This window comes from Clostridia bacterium (genome assembly GCA_024653205.1).
Classification (GTDB): Bacteria; Bacillota; DSM-521; order Neomoorellales; family SLTJ01; genus JANLFO01.
In genome coordinates, this window is the sequence record JANLFO010000032.1 from 1 (window position 1) to 17,939 (window position 17,939).

At 67.4% G+C, this 17,939-nt stretch carries 18 protein-coding genes and 1 riboswitch; of the genes, 2 read left to right on the forward strand and 16 right to left on the reverse strand.

Annotated elements, in window-relative coordinates; translation table 11 throughout:
• Window positions 1-176: 176 nt before the first annotated feature.
• The 6 genes from NUV99_11330 to queF all read right to left on the reverse strand — a co-directional run bounded on the left by NUV99_11330 (window position 177) and on the right by queF (window position 5,205).
• The gene (locus NUV99_11330) at window positions 177-797 is read right to left on the reverse strand and encodes a superoxide dismutase (GenBank protein MCR4420683.1); all 621 of its coding nucleotides are present in this window, start codon (window positions 795-797) and stop codon (window positions 177-179) included.
• A 124-nt stretch (window positions 798-921) separates the two neighbouring features.
• Window positions 922-1,677: a DUF72 domain-containing protein gene (locus tag NUV99_11335; GenBank protein ID MCR4420684.1), complete on the reverse strand. Its 756-nt coding sequence runs from the start codon at window positions 1,675-1,677 to the stop codon at window positions 922-924.
• Between the two features lie 81 nt (window positions 1,678-1,758).
• Window positions 1,759-2,022, reverse strand: a complete 264-nt coding sequence (locus NUV99_11340) for a TIGR04076 family protein (GenBank protein ID MCR4420685.1) — start codon at window positions 2,020-2,022, stop codon at window positions 1,759-1,761.
• A gap of 84 nt (window positions 2,023-2,106) precedes the next feature.
• On the reverse strand, window positions 2,107-2,811 hold the full coding sequence (locus tag NUV99_11345) for a TIGR03936 family radical SAM-associated protein (GenBank protein MCR4420686.1): 705 nt from the start codon (window positions 2,809-2,811) through the stop codon (window positions 2,107-2,109).
• Between the two features lie 17 nt (window positions 2,812-2,828).
• Window positions 2,829-4,718, reverse strand: coding sequence for a TIGR03960 family B12-binding radical SAM protein (locus NUV99_11350; GenBank protein ID MCR4420687.1), 1,890 nt, complete (start codon window positions 4,716-4,718; stop codon window positions 2,829-2,831).
• A gap of 61 nt (window positions 4,719-4,779) precedes the next feature.
• Window positions 4,780-5,205 (reverse strand): preQ(1) synthase, encoded by a 426-nt coding sequence (gene queF, locus NUV99_11355; GenBank protein ID MCR4420688.1) that lies wholly within the window; start codon window positions 5,203-5,205, stop codon window positions 4,780-4,782.
• 282 nt (window positions 5,206-5,487) lie between these two features.
• Here queF and NUV99_11360 point away from each other — a divergent pair, with 282 nt between their 5' ends.
• Both NUV99_11360 and gltA read left to right on the forward strand, forming a co-directional pair.
• On the forward strand, window positions 5,488-6,330 hold the full coding sequence (locus NUV99_11360) for a sulfide/dihydroorotate dehydrogenase-like FAD/NAD-binding protein (protein MCR4420689.1): 843 nt from the start codon (window positions 5,488-5,490) through the stop codon (window positions 6,328-6,330).
• Window positions 6,331-6,347: 17 nt separating this feature from the next.
• Entirely contained in the window at window positions 6,348-7,733 is a 1,386-nt protein-coding gene (gltA, locus tag NUV99_11365; protein ID MCR4420690.1) for an NADPH-dependent glutamate synthase, read from the forward strand.
• Between the two features lie 117 nt (window positions 7,734-7,850).
• Here gltA and NUV99_11370 read toward each other — a convergent pair whose 3' ends face one another.
• The 10 genes from NUV99_11370 to NUV99_11415 form a co-directional block, all read right to left on the reverse strand.
• Window positions 7,851-8,651, reverse strand: coding sequence for a M23 family metallopeptidase (locus NUV99_11370; protein MCR4420691.1), 801 nt, complete (start codon window positions 8,649-8,651; stop codon window positions 7,851-7,853).
• A gap of 322 nt (window positions 8,652-8,973) precedes the next feature.
• Window positions 8,974-10,020, reverse strand: coding sequence for a nicotinate-nucleotide--dimethylbenzimidazole phosphoribosyltransferase (cobT, locus tag NUV99_11375; GenBank protein ID MCR4420692.1), 1,047 nt, complete (start codon window positions 10,018-10,020; stop codon window positions 8,974-8,976).
• A 218-nt stretch (window positions 10,021-10,238) separates the two neighbouring features.
• A riboswitch (cobalamin riboswitch) is annotated at window positions 10,239-10,440 on the reverse strand.
• Window positions 10,441-10,486: 46 nt separating this feature from the next.
• Entirely contained in the window at window positions 10,487-11,623 is a 1,137-nt protein-coding gene (gene rodA, locus NUV99_11380) for a rod shape-determining protein RodA (GenBank protein MCR4420693.1), read from the reverse strand.
• A 56-nt stretch (window positions 11,624-11,679) separates the two neighbouring features.
• A complete protein-coding gene (gene minE / locus NUV99_11385) occupies window positions 11,680-11,949 on the reverse strand; it encodes a cell division topological specificity factor MinE (GenBank protein ID MCR4420694.1) in 270 nt (89 codons plus the stop codon).
• A gap of 22 nt (window positions 11,950-11,971) precedes the next feature.
• Complete coding sequence (gene minD, locus NUV99_11390; GenBank protein MCR4420695.1) at window positions 11,972-12,766, reverse strand: septum site-determining protein MinD; 795 nt, start codon at window positions 12,764-12,766, stop codon at window positions 11,972-11,974.
• Between the two features lie 14 nt (window positions 12,767-12,780).
• Window positions 12,781-13,134, reverse strand: coding sequence for a septum site-determining protein MinC (gene minC, locus NUV99_11395; GenBank protein MCR4420696.1), 354 nt, complete (start codon window positions 13,132-13,134; stop codon window positions 12,781-12,783).
• Between the two features lie 212 nt (window positions 13,135-13,346).
• Window positions 13,347-15,410 carry a penicillin-binding protein 2 gene (mrdA, locus tag NUV99_11400; GenBank protein MCR4420697.1) on the reverse strand — a complete coding sequence of 688 codons (2,064 nt, stop codon included), beginning with the start codon at window positions 15,408-15,410 and terminating at the stop codon, window positions 13,347-13,349.
• A 2-nt stretch (window positions 15,411-15,412) separates the two neighbouring features.
• On the reverse strand, window positions 15,413-15,859 hold the full coding sequence (gene mreD / locus NUV99_11405; protein MCR4420698.1) for a rod shape-determining protein MreD: 447 nt from the start codon (window positions 15,857-15,859) through the stop codon (window positions 15,413-15,415).
• 1 nt (window position 15,860) lies between these two features.
• The gene (gene mreC, locus NUV99_11410) at window positions 15,861-16,679 is read right to left on the reverse strand and encodes a rod shape-determining protein MreC (protein MCR4420699.1); all 819 of its coding nucleotides are present in this window, start codon (window positions 16,677-16,679) and stop codon (window positions 15,861-15,863) included.
• Between the two features lie 15 nt (window positions 16,680-16,694).
• Window positions 16,695-17,735: a rod shape-determining protein gene (locus NUV99_11415; protein MCR4420700.1), complete on the reverse strand. Its 1,041-nt coding sequence runs from the start codon at window positions 17,733-17,735 to the stop codon at window positions 16,695-16,697.
• Window positions 17,736-17,939 lie beyond the last annotated feature (204 nt).

Consider the following 17,939-nt stretch of genomic DNA (forward strand, 5'->3'; position numbering starts at 1 on the left):
TTCGGTTCCCGGCGAGTTGCCAATGTACTCAGGCGAGCACCCGGTACCGCCAGTCGACTCAAGTTAACTCGAAAGTGGGGATACGTCAGCGCCGAGCCCCGAGTCGGGCCCGGCCCCCAGGCGGCATGCCGCGCAGGAAGAGGCGGCGATCCGTCGCCCGCCGGGTCTCCGGCCGCCTAAACCTCCAGGGGCACCCGGGCCCGCAGGGCCAGCCTCAGCCGCCGCTCTGCCTCCTCCCAGTTTACCAGCTTCCACCAGGCCTCGATGTAATCCCGCCGCCGGTTCCGGTAATCCAGATAGTAAGCGTGCTCCCACACGTCAAGTGCCAGCAGGGGGATGACGCCCCACTGCGTCAGGTCCTGGTGCTTCTCCGCGGTCAGGACTTCCAGGCGTCCAAAGGAAGGCTGCCACACCAGAAGCGCCCACCCCGACCCTTCCACCTCCTGGGCGGCCCGGCCGAACTGTTCCCGGAAGGCGGACGGACGGCCGAAAGCGGCCGCCAGGCACTCCCGCAGCAGCGGTCCCGGGGCTTCCGGGCCCGGCGGTTTCATGACCGCCCAGTAGAGGCTGTGAAGGATGTGCCCGGACCCGTGAAAGGCCAGCTCTCGCTCCCAGTGCTTGACCAGGGAGAAATCGCCCCGCCGGCGCGCTTCGGCCAGCATCAGTTCTGCCCGGTTGAGACCCTCTACGTAAGACCGGTGATGCACGTCGTGGTGCAGCCGCAGGAGGGCGGCACTGATCACCGGCTCCAGGGCGTCGTACGGGTAAGGAAGGGGCGGCAGCCGGTGGCCGCCGATGGGGACGGCCGGGGGACCTGCCGGCGGCTCCGAAGGCCCGCCCGCATAGCTCTTCTCCTCGGTGGCGGACACGTTACCTACCTCCCGGCTTGGGGCGAATCCGTTCGCCCGAACTACTCCTAGACTACGTTTTCGCCACCTTTTCTGCCACCAGGTCCCGCAGCCGGCGGGCGTTGGCCAGGGCGTAGCCTTCGGCATCGTTATTGAAGTAGGCGAAGACGTCCAGGCCGCGGGCCAGCCAGCCGGCAATGTCCTGCGCCCACGCCGACAGTTCCTCCTCCGTATAGCAGGAAGCGTAGAGTTTCCGGCTGCCGTGGAAGCGGACGTAGACGAAGTCGGCCGTGACCTCCTTGACCAGGGGCCAGCGCGGCCCGTCGGCCACGCACAGCCCGGCTCCGTAGCCGCGCAGGAGACGGTAGACCTCGGGGTTAAACCAGCTCGGGTGCCGGAATTCGAAGGCCTGGCGGACGCGGCCCGCCACCGGGTGGTTCCGGAGAAGGGCCAGAAAAGGCTCCAGCCGGGCCACCTCACCCTTTAGGCCCGGCGGCAGCTGCCAGAGCACCGCCGCCAGCTTGTCGCCCAGCTCCGAGGCCCGCTCGAAGAACTTCTCCGCGGCCTCCTCTGCCCCGGACAAACGCTTCAGATGGGTAACGGTGCGGCTGCCCTTGACGGCGAAGACGAACCCGGGCGGGGTAGAGCCTCGCCAGGCGGCGAAGGTCCTGGCCAGCGGCAGGCGGTAGAAGGTCACGTTGAGCTCAACGGAGTCGAACTCTCCGGCGTAGTAGGCCAGCCGGTCCCGGGAAGGCAGGTCCTGGGGGTAGAATCGCCCCCGCCAGTGAGAATAGTTGTATCCGCTGGTACCCAAGTAGAAGTGAGCCATGCCAGCACCCCGCATCCCTCTCCTTGCCATGCCGCCGGCAGTCTGGTTCTCATCCTGCATAAACCGGGCCTGGCTCAAGCGCTAATCTTCCACCCGGCTTAGCCGGAATACCACCGTATCCGTGGGATCCGGGCAGCACCACTCCGTGGGCTGGCCCTCCGCCGCCCAGGGGAAACTGCCGCCGTGCAGCAGCACCGCTACCGGAGCCAGCAGGGCTCCCAGGGCCCAGGGGCACATCGCGGGGGTACGGTCCACGGTAAACTCCAGGCGCTCGCCCGGCCGGTGCCCGGCCGAACATTTCCCGCATCCCCGGACCTCCAGCACTTCCGCCACTACCTTGACCATACCCTTTCCCTCCGAAATCAGAATTAAGGATAAAATATACTTCAACGCGACTCCGGCTTGTCCTTTTGCAGGAACGCCCCCTGATCAGTAGCGGGGGCGCAGGGAAAGGGTAGGGGCGAGCGCCCCCAAGGGGACGGGCCGCCGCCCCCGGCAGGCAAAAAGCCCCAGCCGCTCCACCCGGGCCGGCCGGTCTTCCTGCCAGCCCCCCAGTTCGGACAGGGCGGAGAGCACCCATTCCGGCCGCACGTAGCGCCGGCTGCCGGCGGAAAGAAAAAGCAGCAGGTAGGGCGCCTCCCTGCCCTGCCGCACCCTGAGCTCCAGCAGTCCCGGCCGGATGTCCCTTTTCTCCCCTCTTACCTCTACGAAAAGGTGCGGGCGAGAGCGCAGGTCCGCCGCTGCCGCGTTCGCCTCGGAAAACGAAGGCTCGGGCTTCCACCCGGGCCGTACCCGGTAGGCGGCGGCATCCACCAGGCCGGGAAGGTTCGCGTCCTTGGGCCACGGCCGCACCTGCTTCAGCACCAGCCCCTCCGGCAGTTCCCCGGCCACACGCGCGGCGATCTCGCCCGGCGCCAGGGGATCGGAAAGCTCCACCACTGCCAGTTCCGACCGGCCGGACATGCCCACCGGCAGGGGCAGCGCAAAAGAAAGATACGGCCGGGGATTGAACCCCTGCGAGAGCTTCAGCGGCAGCTCCGCCCGCCGCAGGGCCCGCTCCAGCGCCCGCAAAACCTCCAGGTGCGACACGAAGCGCGCCGGGCCCCGCTGGGCGTAGTTGATGAGGTACAGCATTTCCCGGCCTCCCTTCCCTAAGGTGCTTTCCCGAAGGCCGCGTCGGTCACGGGACGCCCGTCGGCCAGGCGGGGCCGCACCCCCAGGCGCGGGCAGACCCCGCAGCCGGGGCACTCCCGCCACCGGCAGTCCGGGGTGGGCAGCGCCTGCCTTGCCTTCTCCGCCTCCCGGAGCAGGAACTCGCGGGTCACGCCCAGGTCCAGGTGGTCCCAGGGCATTACCTCGTCGCGGTCGCGCCGGCGGTGGGCGTAGAAGGAGGGATCGAGTCCGGCTCCCCGGATGGCCTCTTCCCATCGGCTCCAGGAAAAGTGCTCCTCCCAGCCGTCGAACCTGGCCCCGGCCCGCCACGCGGCCGTTACCGCCGCCGCCAGGCGCCGGTCCCCGCGGGCCAGAACCGCCTCCAGCAGGCTCTGCTCCGGATCGTGCCAGCTGTACCTGATCCGCCGGTGGCGCAGGCGCCGCCCCAGGTAGGCCTGCTTTTCGCGCAGCGCCTCCTGGGTGTCCTGGGGCTCCCACTGAAAGGGAGTGTGGGGCTTGGGCACGAAGGAGGCAACGCTCACCGACACCTCCGGCCGGCCCGCGCCCGGCCTCTCCGCCTCGCCCAGCCGCAGCACCCGGTAGGTCAACTCTGCCAGCCCGTCCAGGTCTTCCTGCGTCTCCGTGGGCAAACCGATCATGAAGTAGAGCTTCACCCGGCGCCAGCCGGCGGCAAAGGCGGCGCGGCAGGCGGCAAGCAGGTCTTCCTCCGTGACCTGCTTGTTGATCACCGCCCGCAGCCGGTCGGTTCCCGCCTCGGGGGCGAAGGTGAGGCCGGTCTTGCGCACCCGCTCGATTTCCTCCGCCAGGCCCACGCTGAAGGCGTCCGCGCGCAGGGAGGGCAGGGAGATGCCGATCCCCCGGCGGCCGTAGGCCTCTACCAGGCCCCGCGCCAGGGCCTCTACGGCGGTGTAGTCGGCGGAACTCAGGGAAACCAGGCCCACTTCCTGGTGGCCGGTGGCACGCAGCAGCTCTTCGGCCTGCCGGCGCAGGGTGCCCAGAGAGCGCTCCCGCACCGGCCGGTACATAATCCCGGCCTGGCAGAAGCGGCAGCCGCGGGTGCAGCCGCGCATGATCTCCAGCATGGCCCGGTCGTGCACCACCTCCAGGAAGGGAACGATGGGCCGGCGCGGAAAGTAGGCGCGGTCCAGGTCGGCCACCACCCGGCGCCGGACTCTCTCCGGCACCCCCTCCTCCAGCGGCTCCACCGCCGCCACCCGGCCGTCGGCCAGGTAGCGCACGCGGTAGAAAGAGGGCACGTACACCCCTTCCAGACCGGCAAGGCGCTTCAGCAGCTCCCGGCGCGGGACTTTCCACCTGGGCGATCCGTCCTCCCCGGCCCGATCGGCCCGCCTGACCTCTTTCAGCAGGGCCAGGATCTCCGGCAGCACCTCCTCTCCCTCGCCCAGCACCAGAGCGTCGAAGAAGGGCGCCAGGGGCTCGGGATTCACGGCGCAGGGACCCCCGCCCACCACCAGGGGATGCTCCTCGCCCCGCTCGGAGGCCAGAAGAGGCAGGCCGGCCAGGTCCAGGAGGTTCAGGACGTTGCTGTAGGTCAGCTCGTACTGGAGGGTGAAACCTACAATATCGAAGTCGGTCAGGGGACGGTAGGATTCCAGGCTGAAAAGAGGAAGACCCCGCCGCCGCATTTCCGCCTCCATGTCCGGCGCCGGGGCAAATGCCCGTTCCAGCAGGCAGTCTTCGTGCTCGTTGACCAGGCCGTAGAGTATGGTCAGGCCCAGGTGCGACATCCCGATCTCGTAAAGATCGGGAAAAACGAAGGCCATCCGCACCGCCACCCGGTCCCAGCCCTTGCGCACGGCGTTGAACTCGGTGCCCAGGTAGCGGCCCGGCTTCTGTACCCGGGGCAATATATCTTCCCAGATCCGTTCCTTGTCCACGTTATTAGTATAGCAGCGCCGAAGCTTAGGATTAAAGGCTATGCGCCGGCAAGCCAGACCGCGCACCGCCGGGGTAGGAGGCCGAAACCCGGGTGCTGATGCCTCCCCGGGGCCGGAAATCGCCGGTTACGGTGAGGCTTTCCGGGCACAAGAGTTTTACCAGGTCGTCCTTGATGCGGTTGACCACGTGTTCCTGAAGGATCCCCACGCTGCGGAACGAGTTAAGATAGTACTTTAAGGATTTGAGCTCTACCAGCTTGTCACCGGGTATGTAGGTAATGGTGATGGTGCCGAAATCGGGCAGTCCCGACCAGGGACAGACGGAAGTAAACTCGGGAAAGACGTACTCCACCACCGTGCCGCTTCCCGGGTATTCGAAAGGTATGGCTTCCAGAACCGCGGCGTCGATGGCCTCGTAACCTGCCGCATCCCACCGCCGCTCGGAATACCGGTCCATAAGTCTACCTCCCGGCCCACTACTGTTCTACGCCTCATTCTACGATGGCGGGCCGTCCGGCGTCAAACGTTTCCCCGGCTCGGCCAAAAGAATGGGGCCCGGCCGAGCAGGAGGGCGGGGCCGTCATCATCTTGCGGGTTGTGCCCTTCAGGCTGAACTATTATAATTCGGTAAGGGCTACCCGGTCGGGCCCGGGCAAAGGAGGTATCGAGACCGGCGATTGCCGGCCTTTTCCTGCGGCTCCGGCAGGCTGAACGTATTGTCGAGGAGGGACCGTATCCGGTGTATCCGATTCTGAGCAAGAAACCCCTCGCCCCCTCCATAACCCTCATGGAGATCGAGGCTCCCGAAGTGGCGAGAAAGGCCCGGGCCGGGCAGTTCGTGATCCTGCGTCTTTCCGAGAACGGGGAGCGCATACCCCTGACCATAGCCGACTTTGACCGGCAGCGGGGCACGGTAACCATCATATTTCAGGAGGTGGGGTACACCACCGGGCAATTGGCCGCCTTCGAGCCCGGGGACGCCCTCCCGGATTTCGTCGGGCCCCTGGGCCTGCCTTCGGAGGTGGAGAACTACGGCCATGTGGTGTGCGTCGGCGGGGGCGTGGGGATCGCCCCCGTTTATCCCATTGCCCGAGCCCTGAAAGAGGCCGGGAACGAGGTTACGGCCATCGTCGGCGCCCGCAGCAAGGACCTGCTGATTCTGGAGGAAGAAATGCGGGGCGCGAGCGACCGGCTGCTGGTGGCCACCGACGACGGCAGCTACGGGCACAAGGGCTTCGTCACCGACCTGGTGAAGCAGGTCCTGGACGAGGGCAGGCCCGTGGCGCGGCTCTGGGCGGTAGGTCCCATGATCATGATGCGGAACGTGGCCGAGGTCACCCGCCCCTACGGGGTGAGAACCATCGTCAGCCTGAACCCCATCATGGTGGACGGGACGGGAATGTGCGGCGCCTGCCGGGTGGTGGTCGGAGGACGGGCCAGGTTCGCCTGCGTGGACGGCCCGGAATTCGACGGGCACGAAGTCGACTGGGATCTGGCCATGCGCCGGCTGGCCATGTACCGGGAAGAGGAGCAGCAGGCCCTGGCCTTTCACCGGAACGGAGGTGGCTGCGCGTGCCGCTGATTCGCGAGAAGACCCCCATGCCCTCCCAGGACCCCGGGGAGCGCATCAAGAACTTCAACGAGGTGGCGCTGGGCTACACCGAAGAACAGGCCCTGGCCGAGGCCGCCCGGTGCAACCTCTGCAAGAAGGCCAGCTGCAAGCTTGGCTGTCCGGTAGAGGTAGACATTCCCGAATTCATCAGCCTCATACGCCAGGGGGACTTTGCCGGCGCGATCAACAAGATCAAGGAAAAGAACAACCTGCCGGCGATCTGCGGCCGCGTGTGCCCCCAGGAGAATCAGTGCGAGAAGTACTGCAACGTGGGCAAGAAGGGCGACCCGGTGGCCATCGGCCGCCTGGAGCGCTTCGTGGCCGACTGGCAGCTGGCGCGCGGCGTTACCCCTCCCCCGGTGGCCGAGCCTACCGGCTTCAGGGTGGCGGTGGTGGGATCGGGTCCGGCGGGGCTCACCGCGGCAGCCGATCTGGCCCGGATGGGCCACGCGGTCACCGTGTTTGAGGCCCTGCACGTTCCGGGCGGGGTGCTCATGTACGGCATCCCGGAGTTCCGTCTGCCCAAGAGGGTGGTGCAGGCCGAGATCAACGTCATCCGGCAGATGGGGGTGGAAATCCGCACCAACTGCGTGGTGGGCAAGCTCTTCACCGTGGACGAGCTGCTCGGCGAATACGGCTTTGACGCCGTCTTCGTGGGCACGGGGGCGGGGCTTCCGCACTTCATGGGCATCCCCGGGGAGAACCTCCTGGGCGTGTATTCGGCCAACGAGTTCCTCACCCGCACCAACCTCATGAAGGCCTACCTCTTCCCCGAGTACCTCACTCCCATCAAGATCGGCCGCCGGGTGGCGGTGATCGGGGCGGGGAACGTGGCCATGGACGCCGCCCGCACCGCCCTGCGGCTGGGGGCGGAAGAATCGAGCATCGTCTACCGGCGCTCGGCGGCGGAGATGCCCGCCCGCAGGGAAGAGGTGGAGCACGCCCAGGAAGAGGGAGTGAAGTTCCACTTCCTGACCAGCCCCGTGGCCATACACGGTAACGATCAGGGCTGGGTTACCGCCATGACCTGCCTGCGTTACGAACTGGGCGAGCCGGACGCCTCGGGAAGACGCCGGCCGGTTCCGGTTCCGGGATCCGAATTCACTCTGGAGGTGGACACGGTGGTCATGGCCATCGGCCAGGGACCGCACCCCCTGGTGCCCCAGACCACCCCGGGCCTGGCGGTGAATTCCGGCCACGGCACCATCGTGGCCGACGAAGAAACCGGTGCCACTTCCAAGCCGGGTGTGTTCGCCGGCGGCGACATCGTCACCGGTGCGGCCACGGTAATCCTGGCCATGGGAGCGGGCAAGAAGGCGGCCCGGGCCATCGACGCCTATCTCCGGGAGAAGAAGGGACGGCCGGTCGCCTAGCCGACCGAACGGCCTTGCGCGCAGGGCTTGCGGCGGGCTCCCCTCTGCTGAGCATACCTCGATAGTTGCGCCCGACCCGGTGCCGGGTCGGGCGCAGAATTCCGCCTGCGGGCCGGGTCAGGCCGTCGGCTCGAGCCGCGGTTCTAGAGGTTCGCCCTGCCGCTCCAGGCCGAAGTGCAGCCAGCGCCCTACCGCGCTGCCTATCTCCTCCCCGGCGGCTACTTCCTGGCCGGCCGCCACCCGGACCTGGCCCAGCCGCTCGTAGACCGTTTCCAGTGCCCCCTCGTGGGCGATCCGCACCGTATAGGCGGTGGAAACCCCTACCGGAAGCACGTCCACGCTTTTCACCTTCCCGGCCAGGGCGGCCCGCACCGGGTCCCCGGGTCTTACCGCCAGGTCCACCCCGGGGTGGAACACCTTCTGGCCGTCCACCGCCGAGCCGGTCCAGCCGAAGCCCCGCAGCACCTCTCCCTCTACCGGCAGGCTCAGCGGGGGCACGCTTGCCTCAACGGCGGCGCCGGACTCGGCCGACCCTGTCCCCGGCTCCGCCTGGGCCGGGGCCAGGGCGGGTGCCTGCCCCGCCTCGGACTCCGCGCCGCCGCCCCGGTCTGAACCGCCCCCCAGCAGGTAGCCGTACCGGTCGAAGCTGTCCAGCCCCAGGTACTGGGCCAGGCGCGGCGTCCAGTCGGCCGCCGGAGAAGTGAGGTAATAGGAGGCCCTCTGCCGCCAGTCCTCCGGCAGCGGCAGCCGGCCCTGGAGGGCAAAGTAGACCACGGCGAAGAGCAGGGCCGCAGCCCACAGGCGCCAGGTCCGATAGCGCCGGGGCGGCGGGCCCGGGTAGACCCGGGGACGGCTCAAAGAGATGTAGTCCCGTACCTCCTGCCGCACGGCTTCCGGCTTGAGCTCCTCTTCCGCCACGTGTAACCCTCCTCAACTTGGACCCCGTCGCGATCCCGGCGGGCAGGGTCGGTTCCCCCAGCACATTCACGCCGCGCCGGGCACCGGGCTTGGCGAGGCCGAGCCCGGAGGCGGGCGCCAGGCCTCCGGACGGCCGAAGCCGCGGGGCCCAACGACGGCGCCTCCGCCGCGTGCCCGCCGGAGGAAAGGCCCGAGCCCCAGCCCGGTCGGCGGGGCGAAGTACGGCGGGGAACCGACCCTGCCCGGAAGCCGGAGAGCACACCTGGCGCCCAGTCCCGGCCCCCGGGCCTGTCCCGGTACATCATATGCCGGCGGAAGAAGGTTATTCCTCTCGATTGGAAACCCCGGCCTCGCCGAAGGTAGCCATCTCCCGCAGGATCTTTACCGCCGCCTCCACTACGGGCATGACCAGGGCGGCACCGGTGCCCTCGCCCAGGCGCATGTCCATGAAGAGCACGGGCTTAAGCCCCAAAAGCCCCAGCATTACCGCGTGACCGGGCTCGGCGGAAAGGTGGGAGGCTATCAGGTAGTCTCTCGCCCCCGGCGCCAGGCCCACGGCGATCAGGGCCGCGGCGGTGGAAATGAGCCCGTCCAGCAGCACCGCGCAGCGGGAGGCGGCCGCACCGATGGCCGCTCCGGCCAGTCCGGCAATCTCCAGCCCTCCCACCTTGCACAGCACGTCCCAGGCGTCGGCCGGATCCGGCCGGTTGACCTCTAAGGCCCGCTCGAGACAGGCGATCTTTTGCTTCAGACGCCCGTCGTCCACCCCGGTACCGCGGCCGGCCAGCTCTGCCACCGGCCGGCGGCCGTACACCGCGGCGATGGCCGTGCTGGCGGTGGTGTTGGCTATGCCCATCTCGCCCAGGGCGATCAGCCGCGCTCCCCGGCCCACCACTTCCTTCACCACCTCCAGGCCCACCGCCACCGCCCGCTCCGCCTCCTCCCGGGTCATGGCCGGGCCCCGGGTGAAGTTCCGGGTCCCGTAGGCCACCTTACGGCTGAGCACCCCCGGGATCGGCGGCAGGTCCCGGGCCACGCCCACGTCCACCACTACCAGCTCCGCGCCCACGTGGCGGCTGAGCACGCTCATGGCCGCCCCTCCGCGGGCGAAGTTGGCCACCATCTGGGCCGTAACCTCCTGGGGGAAGGCGCTCACCCCTTCCTCCGCCACACCGTGATCCGCGGCCATGAGGATCGCCGCCTTCCCGGGCACGTCCGGCAGGGGACTGCCGGTTATGGCGGCCAGGTGCGCGGCCAGGTCCTCCAGCCGGCCCAGGCTGCCCGGGGGCTTGGTAAGTTCGTCCAGCCGGGCCTGCGCGGCCAGGCGGGCCTTCTCGTCGAGTTTCGGAATAGCAGGTAGCTCCAGCATGACAAAACCCTCCCGAACGGATTAAGGTGAGAAAATAAAAGTCCCCAGTCGTGACTCTCGTCAGACTGGGGACTTTGCCATCGTCCCGGTCTGCCCCTGCGTGCCCCGTATTCACCCCCGGCAGTCCGGGTTCCCCCTCCGTACCGGTCGCTTCGCCGGCCGGAGAAGCTTTAGGTGCTCGGGAAAACCCGGACTGCCGGGGGAAACTAGTGCCGTCGCAGGTTCGCCTCCGGGCGGGCAGGTCTCCTGGCTTCCTTCCTCGCCCTCCTCCCCTTCCCCGGCCGGTAGCCGCTGAAGTGCCCCGGCCGAGTGGGTCTGCACGAGGGGGCTCCGGTTCACAGTGGCGGGACCGCGCAGGATTCGCACCTGCTTCCCTATTCTCCGGGTGCCGGGCCCGGCACCCGCCCGGTTCGGTTTTCGCCGGATAATACGCTTCGACGCCGGGGCGCCCTTTCCTGCCTGCGACCTAGAAAAGCAGGCGCCGCTGCCGCAGGTTGATGTTAACGATCAGGCCCAGCGCTAGCAGGTTGGTAATCATAGAACTGCCGCCGTAGCTGAAAAGCGGCAAGGGAATGCCGGTGATGGGCATGATGCCTATGGTCATGCCCACGTTGACCAGGATATGAAAGAGGAACATGGAAATAATCCCGGCAATAATCAGCCGGCCGAACCGGTTGTCGGTCTCGGCAGCGATGATAAGGGCGCGGTAAAGCAACAGGAAATAAAGCCCCAGCAGCAGGGCCGCGCCCAGAAAGCCGAACTCCTCCCCCACCACCGAAAAAATGAAGTCCGTATGGTGCTCGGGAAGGAAATTGAGCTGCACCTGCGAGCCGCGGCGGTAGCCCTGGCCGAAGAGCCCCCCCGCACCTATGGCCACCAGCGACTGGATGATGTGATAGCCCGCGCCTCTTCCGCCCTGCCCGTCGTTGTACGGATCAAGGAATACCACCAGGCGCATGATCTGATACTCCTCCAGGGGGAGGGGCAGGCCCAGGTAAAAGTGGGCAAGCAACAGCCCTGCTACCGCCGCCATCCCGCCCCCCACCAGATAGAGCAACAACCTGGGGGAGGCGCCGGCCATGAAAAGCATGCCCAGGCAGGTGGCCACCAGGACCAGGGAGGTGCCAAGATCCGGCTGGCGCAGGATCAGGAGCATCGGTGGGGCCACATAGCCGAATACCGGCAGCAAATCCCGGAAACGCGCCAGCCTGCCCTGGTAACGGCCGAGGAAGTGGGCCAGGGAAACTATCATCAGCAGCTTGGCGAATTCGGAAGGCTGGAAGACGAAAGGACCCGTGCCTATCCACCGCTGGGCACCGCGGGCTCCGCTTCCCACTGCCAATACCGCCGCCAGCATAACCAGGGTTAGAGCGTAGAGGTAGGGGCCGGCTTTCTCCAGCCGGCGGTAGTCGACGAGCACGGTCAGAACCGCCGCGGCGCTCCCCATCACTATCCACAGCAACTGGCGCCGGAAGTACAGCAGGGCGTCCTCGCCCACGTTGGCGGAGGCACTCCCCAGCACCACCAGGCTGCCGGAGAGTATGGCCAGGGCGGAAAACACGAAAGGCCAATCCAGATTGCGAAGCTGCTTGCGGCTGAGCACGGCCGGGCTTCCCCTCCTGAAAAGCATTATACCAGAAGCCCGGCCCGGCGGCAGGGTCAGCGGCCCGGAACTCTTTTCATGCGCACCACCGGTATGTTGGCCACCAGGGCCACCGCCTCGGGCGAGTTGCGAAGCTGGATCTCCAGTCGCCGCGCGTCCACGTCCATGTACTTGGAAACCGTCTGCACCAGGTCGCTCTTGAGGGCCTCCATGAAGGGGGAAGCCTCCGCCCGGTCCCGGGTCAGCACGGAATGCAGTCTCTCCTTGGCCACCTTCTTGCTCGGCTCGCCTCCCCGCCCCCATATGCGCTGCCACATACCCAGCATCCTAACCGGCTCCCTTCCCCACTTAGTTCAAGCCTACCAGCCGCTTCAGCCTCTGCATGAACCCGCCGTGATCGAATACCGGCATCAGCGGAACGTCCTCCCCCAAGAGGCGCCGGGATATGTTGCGGAAGGCCGTGCCCGCCCGGGAATTCTTGTCCCACACCGCCGGCTCCCCGCGGTTGGTGGACACCACGATGTGTTCGTCTTCGGGAATAATGCCCAGGAGGCGCACCGCCAGGATGTCCAGGATGTCGTCTATGTCCATCATGTCGCCGCGCCGGACCATGTCCGGCCGCAGACGATTGACGATGAGGTGAGGCTCCCTCAAGCCCCGGCTCTCCAAGAGCCCGATCACCCGGTCGGCGTCTCGCACGGCAGAAACCTCCGGCGTGGTGATTACCACCGCCTGGTCCGCCCCCACTACGGCGTTGACAAATCCCTGTTCTATGCCTGCCGGGCAGTCTATTAAGGCAAAATCGTAATCTTGCTTCAGTTTGCGGCAGAGCTCGAGCATCTGCTCCTCGCTGACCGAAGACTTGTCTTCGGTCTGGGCGGCCGGCAACAGATACAGGCCTTCCAGGTGCTTGTCCTTAACCAGGGCCTGGGGCAGGCGGCACCGGCCCTTTACCACGTCTACCAGGTTGTAGACTATTCGGTTTTCCAGCCCCATCACCACGTCCAGGTTACGGAGCCCGATGTCCGTATCCACCAGGACCACCTTGCGCCCGAGCTGGGCCAGGGCGGTCCCGATATTGGCCACGGCCGTAGTCTTGCCCACCCCGCCTTTTCCCGAGGTTATTACGATCACCGTTCCCAAGGGCAGTCCTCCTCTTACCAGGCCTTACCTTCCGCAAACCCGAAATAGGGTTCGATAACCACCAGTCCATCGCTGATCCGGGCAATTTCCGGCTCCTGCGGTTCCTGCCCTTCGTCCGGACTGCGGCTGATCAGGTGCGCGATCCGGAGCTGCGTGGGCTGAAGGCGAAAGGCCACCACCACGGCCCGCTCATCCCCCCAGGCGCCGGCATGGACCGTTCCCCGCAGGTTCCCCAGCACCATTACGTGTCCCCCGGCCCGGACCTCCGCCCCCGGATTCACGTCACCCAGGACGACCACGTGGCCCGGATAGTTAATGCTCTGTCCGGAACGGAGCGTGCGCTGCACCAGCAGGGTGCGTTCGGACATCAGCGAACCCGGTTCCGACCTGGTTCGGGACGGCTCGAGCTTCTTCCCCGCCGGCTCGAGGGGCATCTTGGGCATGACCGAACCTCCTGAGCCAAGAAATGCTATTTTCCTCTTCTACGCCCATGGCTCAATTCCTGCCACCCGGGACAAATCTTAGCAAGAAGCGGTCGCTCCGCCGGCCGAGCAGCCTTGCGCTTCGCCCTCCGGCGGGCTCACGGGGAGGGCGCCTGCTCGCCGGCCGGGCCGGTTGCCCGGTCCAGGCCGAAATAGGCCCGGAAGACCTCCCGGGCCACCTTGGCCGCCGAGCCCGCCCCGGACTCGCCGTACTCTACTATTACCGCCACCGCTATCTCCGGCCGGTCGAAGGGGGCAAAGCCCACGAACACGCCGTGAAAGTCCTTGTTGGGATCGTCCGTAGCCAGCCCGGTCTGGGCGGTGCCGGTCTTGCCTGCCACCTGGAGATGTGCCGGGAAATCGGCGAACAGCGAGGCCGCCGTCCCGCCGGGCTGGGCGACCCGGCGCATGCCCTCCCGCACGTGGGCCAGCACCTCCGGCTCCAGCTCCACCCGGTGGACCAGTTGCGGCCCGAACTCGGCCACCGTCCGGCCGTCGGCCGTGACCAGGCGCTGCACCAGGTAGGGCTGCCAGCGCTGACCGCCGTTGGCCAGGGTGGCCACGTAGTTGGCCATCTGCAGCATGGTGAAGGCGCTGGCGCCCTGCCCGATGGCCAGGTTGAAGGTGTCGAACGGCTGCCACTTGGTGTGGAAGTTGTAGTTGATGCGGAACTCGGCCTCCAGCAGCTTTTCATCCTGCTCCTTCTGGCGGAGCAGGCGCTTTTGCTCCTCCGGCCCGGCCCCAGCCAGGAGGTCCTGATACTTGCGCTCCAGGTCCTTCCGCTTCTGCGCGTAATCCCGCTCCAGGCCGGCCGCCCACGTCTCGCGTTTCCACTCCGGCGAGGGCAGCAGCCCTCCGGCCTCGGCGGTAACGTCGCGCGCTCCGGTCTTTTCTCCCAGGCCGAACTCCCGCCCCACCCGGACGATCTCCTGCACCCCGGCCAAGAAACCCGCGTGCTGGAAGTAGGTGTTGCAGGATACGGCAAAGGCGCGGTACAGGTTCACCTTCCCGTGGGTATCCCAGCACTTGATGTAGGGCGCCTGCCAGTAGCGGCCGCCGCAGGTGATGCTGAACTCCGGGGTGACCGCACCGGAGGCCAGCGCGGCCATGCCGGTTATCATCTTGAAGGTAGAACCCGGGGGGTAGGTTCCCTGCACCGCCCGGTTCAGAAAGGGCCTGAGCCGCGGGTCCTCGTAGTAGGCGCGCTCCTGGGCGCTGAGGCCGTCCACGAAATCGTTGGGGTTGAGGACCGGCCGGCTGGCCATGGCCAGGATGGCCCCGCTGCGCACGTCCAGTACCACCGCCGCCGCTCCGCCCGCCTTGGGGTTCTTCTCCCTGGCGGCGGCGATGAACCGGTCCAGGGACTGCTCCAGAACCTGCTGCAGCTTCAGGTCCAGGGTGGTGACCAGGTTGGTGCCTGGGGCCGGGGCAATTACGGGCTCGGGGTCGTCTACCGGCCGGTTGCGCGCGTCCACCGCCACCCGCTGCACGCCCTTCTGCCCCCGCAGGCCGTAATCCTGCTCTTCCACCGGGTAAGACTCGTACAGTCTTTCCAGGCCGATCTTGCCTATCAGATCGTTGAGACCGTACTTGCGGTCGGCGAACTGTTCCAGTTCCTCCCGGGTTATCCGGCCCACGTAGCCCAGGACGTGACCGGCCAGCGGCCCGTAGGGGTAGTAGCGTACCGGCTCGGTGCTGATGCTGACCCCGGGCAGATCGGCGCTGTTTTCCTCCAGCCGGGTCACCAGATCCATGGCCGCCGGTTCCCCCCAGGGCAGGCGCGCGATTTCCACGGGCTCGTAGCGCCGGGGCTGCTCGGCGATCATCTGCTTGATCGTTTCCGGGGTAATCTCCGGGTTGCCCAGCAGCGAGGCCAGACGCGAAGCCACCTGGTTCACGTCCTCCTCGGAAAGGCCGAAGGGGCTGAAGGAAACCACGAACACCGGCTGGCTGGTGGCCAGCACCTCACCGTTACGGTCCAGGATGTCGCCCCGCCGGGCGGGAATGGGTATCAGGCGGGTGGCGTTCGCTTCCGCCCGGGCCTGAAAAACGCTGCCCTGCAGGATCTGAAGATCGAACAGCCGCAGCACCAGGACGGAGAAAACCACCACCAACGCTACGAAAAAGGCCGTCAGCTTCTCGTCCAGCTTCCTCTCTTCCATCCTCAAGGCCTCCTCGGCCGATAAAGCCACCAGAAAAGGCACAGGCCTGCCAGGGTATTGATCAGAGCCTCCTGGAGCAGAAACACCGGGGGCCAGGGACTCCTTTGCCAGGTGACCAGAGCCTGCGCCAGGCCGCAGCCCGCACCTTCGGCCAGGGTGGCCGCAAAAACCGCCAGCGCCGGCAACAGGGGGTTCTCCTGGAAAAAGTGCCGGCGCACCGCCCCGGAGCCCATGCCCACCAGACCCTTGATCACCGCGTGAAGCCCGGGGTAGGTTCCGGCCAGAAGGTCCTGGGCCAGACCGCAGGCTGCTCCCACCACCCCTCCCGGCAGGGCGCCGCCGAAAAGACCCTCCAGCACCGCCCCCACCAGAAGCAGGTCTGCCGGCACCCCCACCCCCAGGAGTATCAGGCCGGCCAGACCGATCACCAGAACCCGCACCACCCGCACCCTACCGGCCTCCGTAACCGCGCACCACCACGACCTCTTCCAGGCGGGAAAAATCGACGAACGACTGCACCACGGCGCGCTGCATCAGCCCGCTGGGCTCGGTGCTGACCTCCAGGACGTAGCCGAGGCGCACCCCGGGGGGGAACCCCCCTCCCAGCCCGGAGGTTACCACCACCTGGTAGGGCTCTACCCGGGCGTCGTAGGGGAGGTGGAGCATCACCAGCCGGCCGCGGGGGTCACCCGTGCCCCGAACCACGCCCGGAAGCCGTGTTTCCTGAATCAACGCTCCCGCCGCCGCCTCACGGTCGACCAGGAGCAGCACCTGGGCGGTGGTGGGAGTAACCGCCAGCACCCTCCCTACCAGGCCCTGATAGTTCATCACCGCCATGTCCTTGGCCACCCCGTCCCGGCTGCCCCGGTCGATGGTTACGGTATGAAACCACCGGTCCGGGTGCCGGCCGATAACCCGGGCGGCCAGGAGATCGTATTCCGGCCACTCCTCCTTGAGCGCCAGCAGCCGCCGCAGGCGCTGGTTCTCCAGACGGTATTCCTCCAGGCGGGTATTCTCCGCTCTCAGGCGCCCGACCTCTTCCTTCAAGGCCTCGTTCTCGGCCTCCAGAGCCTCATAACGAAAAAGAGCCCCGCCCAGGGGCTCCAGACCGTCCCGTACCCAAAGCCAGCTCCGGCCGGCCAGGCCCACCAGTTCCCGGAGCCATACCTCCGGCCCGCTCAGGACCGGCCGCTCCAGCCCGGCGGTTCGGGCCAGGAAAAGTCCGGCGGCCACCAGCACCAGTATCAGCGCCGCCCGCGCCCGGGTCACCGCCGGCTCACCTTCTTAGCCCAGGTGCCGGGCCGGCAGCAGCACCCGCTTCAGCACCTCGATGTTCTCCAGAACCTTGCCCGTGCCCAGGGCCACCGCCCCCAGGGGCTCCTCGGCCTGGTTGACCGGCATCCCGGTCTCCTCGGCCACCAGCGCGTCCAGTCCCCAGAGCAGTGAGCCGCCGCCGGCCATCACTATCCCCCGATCCATAATGTCCGCGGCCAGCTCCGGCGGCGTCTTCTCCAGGCAGCTCTTGATGGCCTCCAGAATTGCCGAAACCGGCTCCGCCAGGGCCTCGCTGATCTCCTCGGCGCTCACCTCAATGGTCTTGGGGAGCCCGGTGACCAGGTCCCGGCCCCGCACCGCATACACCCGGCGGCGCCGCTCGCGACCCTGCTCGTCGTCACCGAAGTAGGCGGCCCCGATCTCGATCTTTATCTCCTCGGCCGTGCGCTCGCCCACCATGAGATTGTAAGCCCGCTTGATATACTGGACGATGGCCTCGTCCATTTCGTCGCCGCCCACCCGGATGGAACGGCTGGTCACGATCCCGCCCAGCGAGATCACCGCCACCTCGGTGGTGCCGCCGCCGATATCCACGATCATGCTGCCCATGGGCTCGTGCACCGGCAGACCCGCCCCGATGGCCGCGGCCATAGGCTCCTCGATCAGGTATACTTCCTTTGCCCCCGCCTGCAGGGCCGCCTCGCGCACCGCCCGCTCCTCGACCGCGGTCACGCCGGAGGGCACCCCTATTACCACCCGGGGCCGGACCAGCCGGCTTCCGCCCATGGCCTTGTTGATGAAGTAGCGCAGCATCACGTGCGTGGTATCGAAATCGGCTATGACCCCGTCCTTCATGGGCCGGATGGCCACAATGGTTCCCGGGGTACGGCCGATCATGCGCTTGGCCTCTTCTCCCACCGCCAGGATGGCGCCGGTTTCCCGCTGCAGGGCCACCACCGAGGGCTCATAGAGCACGATTCCCTTACCCCGAACGTACACCAGACTGTTGGCCGTTCCCAGATCGATCCCCACATCCCTGGCAAAGAGCATGAGTGCTCTCCTTCCCTGTGAAATGCCGCCCCCATTATAGTACAGCCCCCCGCGGGGAGCAAGGGAAACATTTGCCGAGCTTGGCCCCTTACGCCGGGAGTCCGGTTTCCCCCTGGTACCGGCCGCTTAGCCGACCGAACTAGGGCTCGGGCTTCGCGCTCCGGCGGGCTCCCGGCGGAGGCGCCGTCCGTGGCGCCCCGCCGC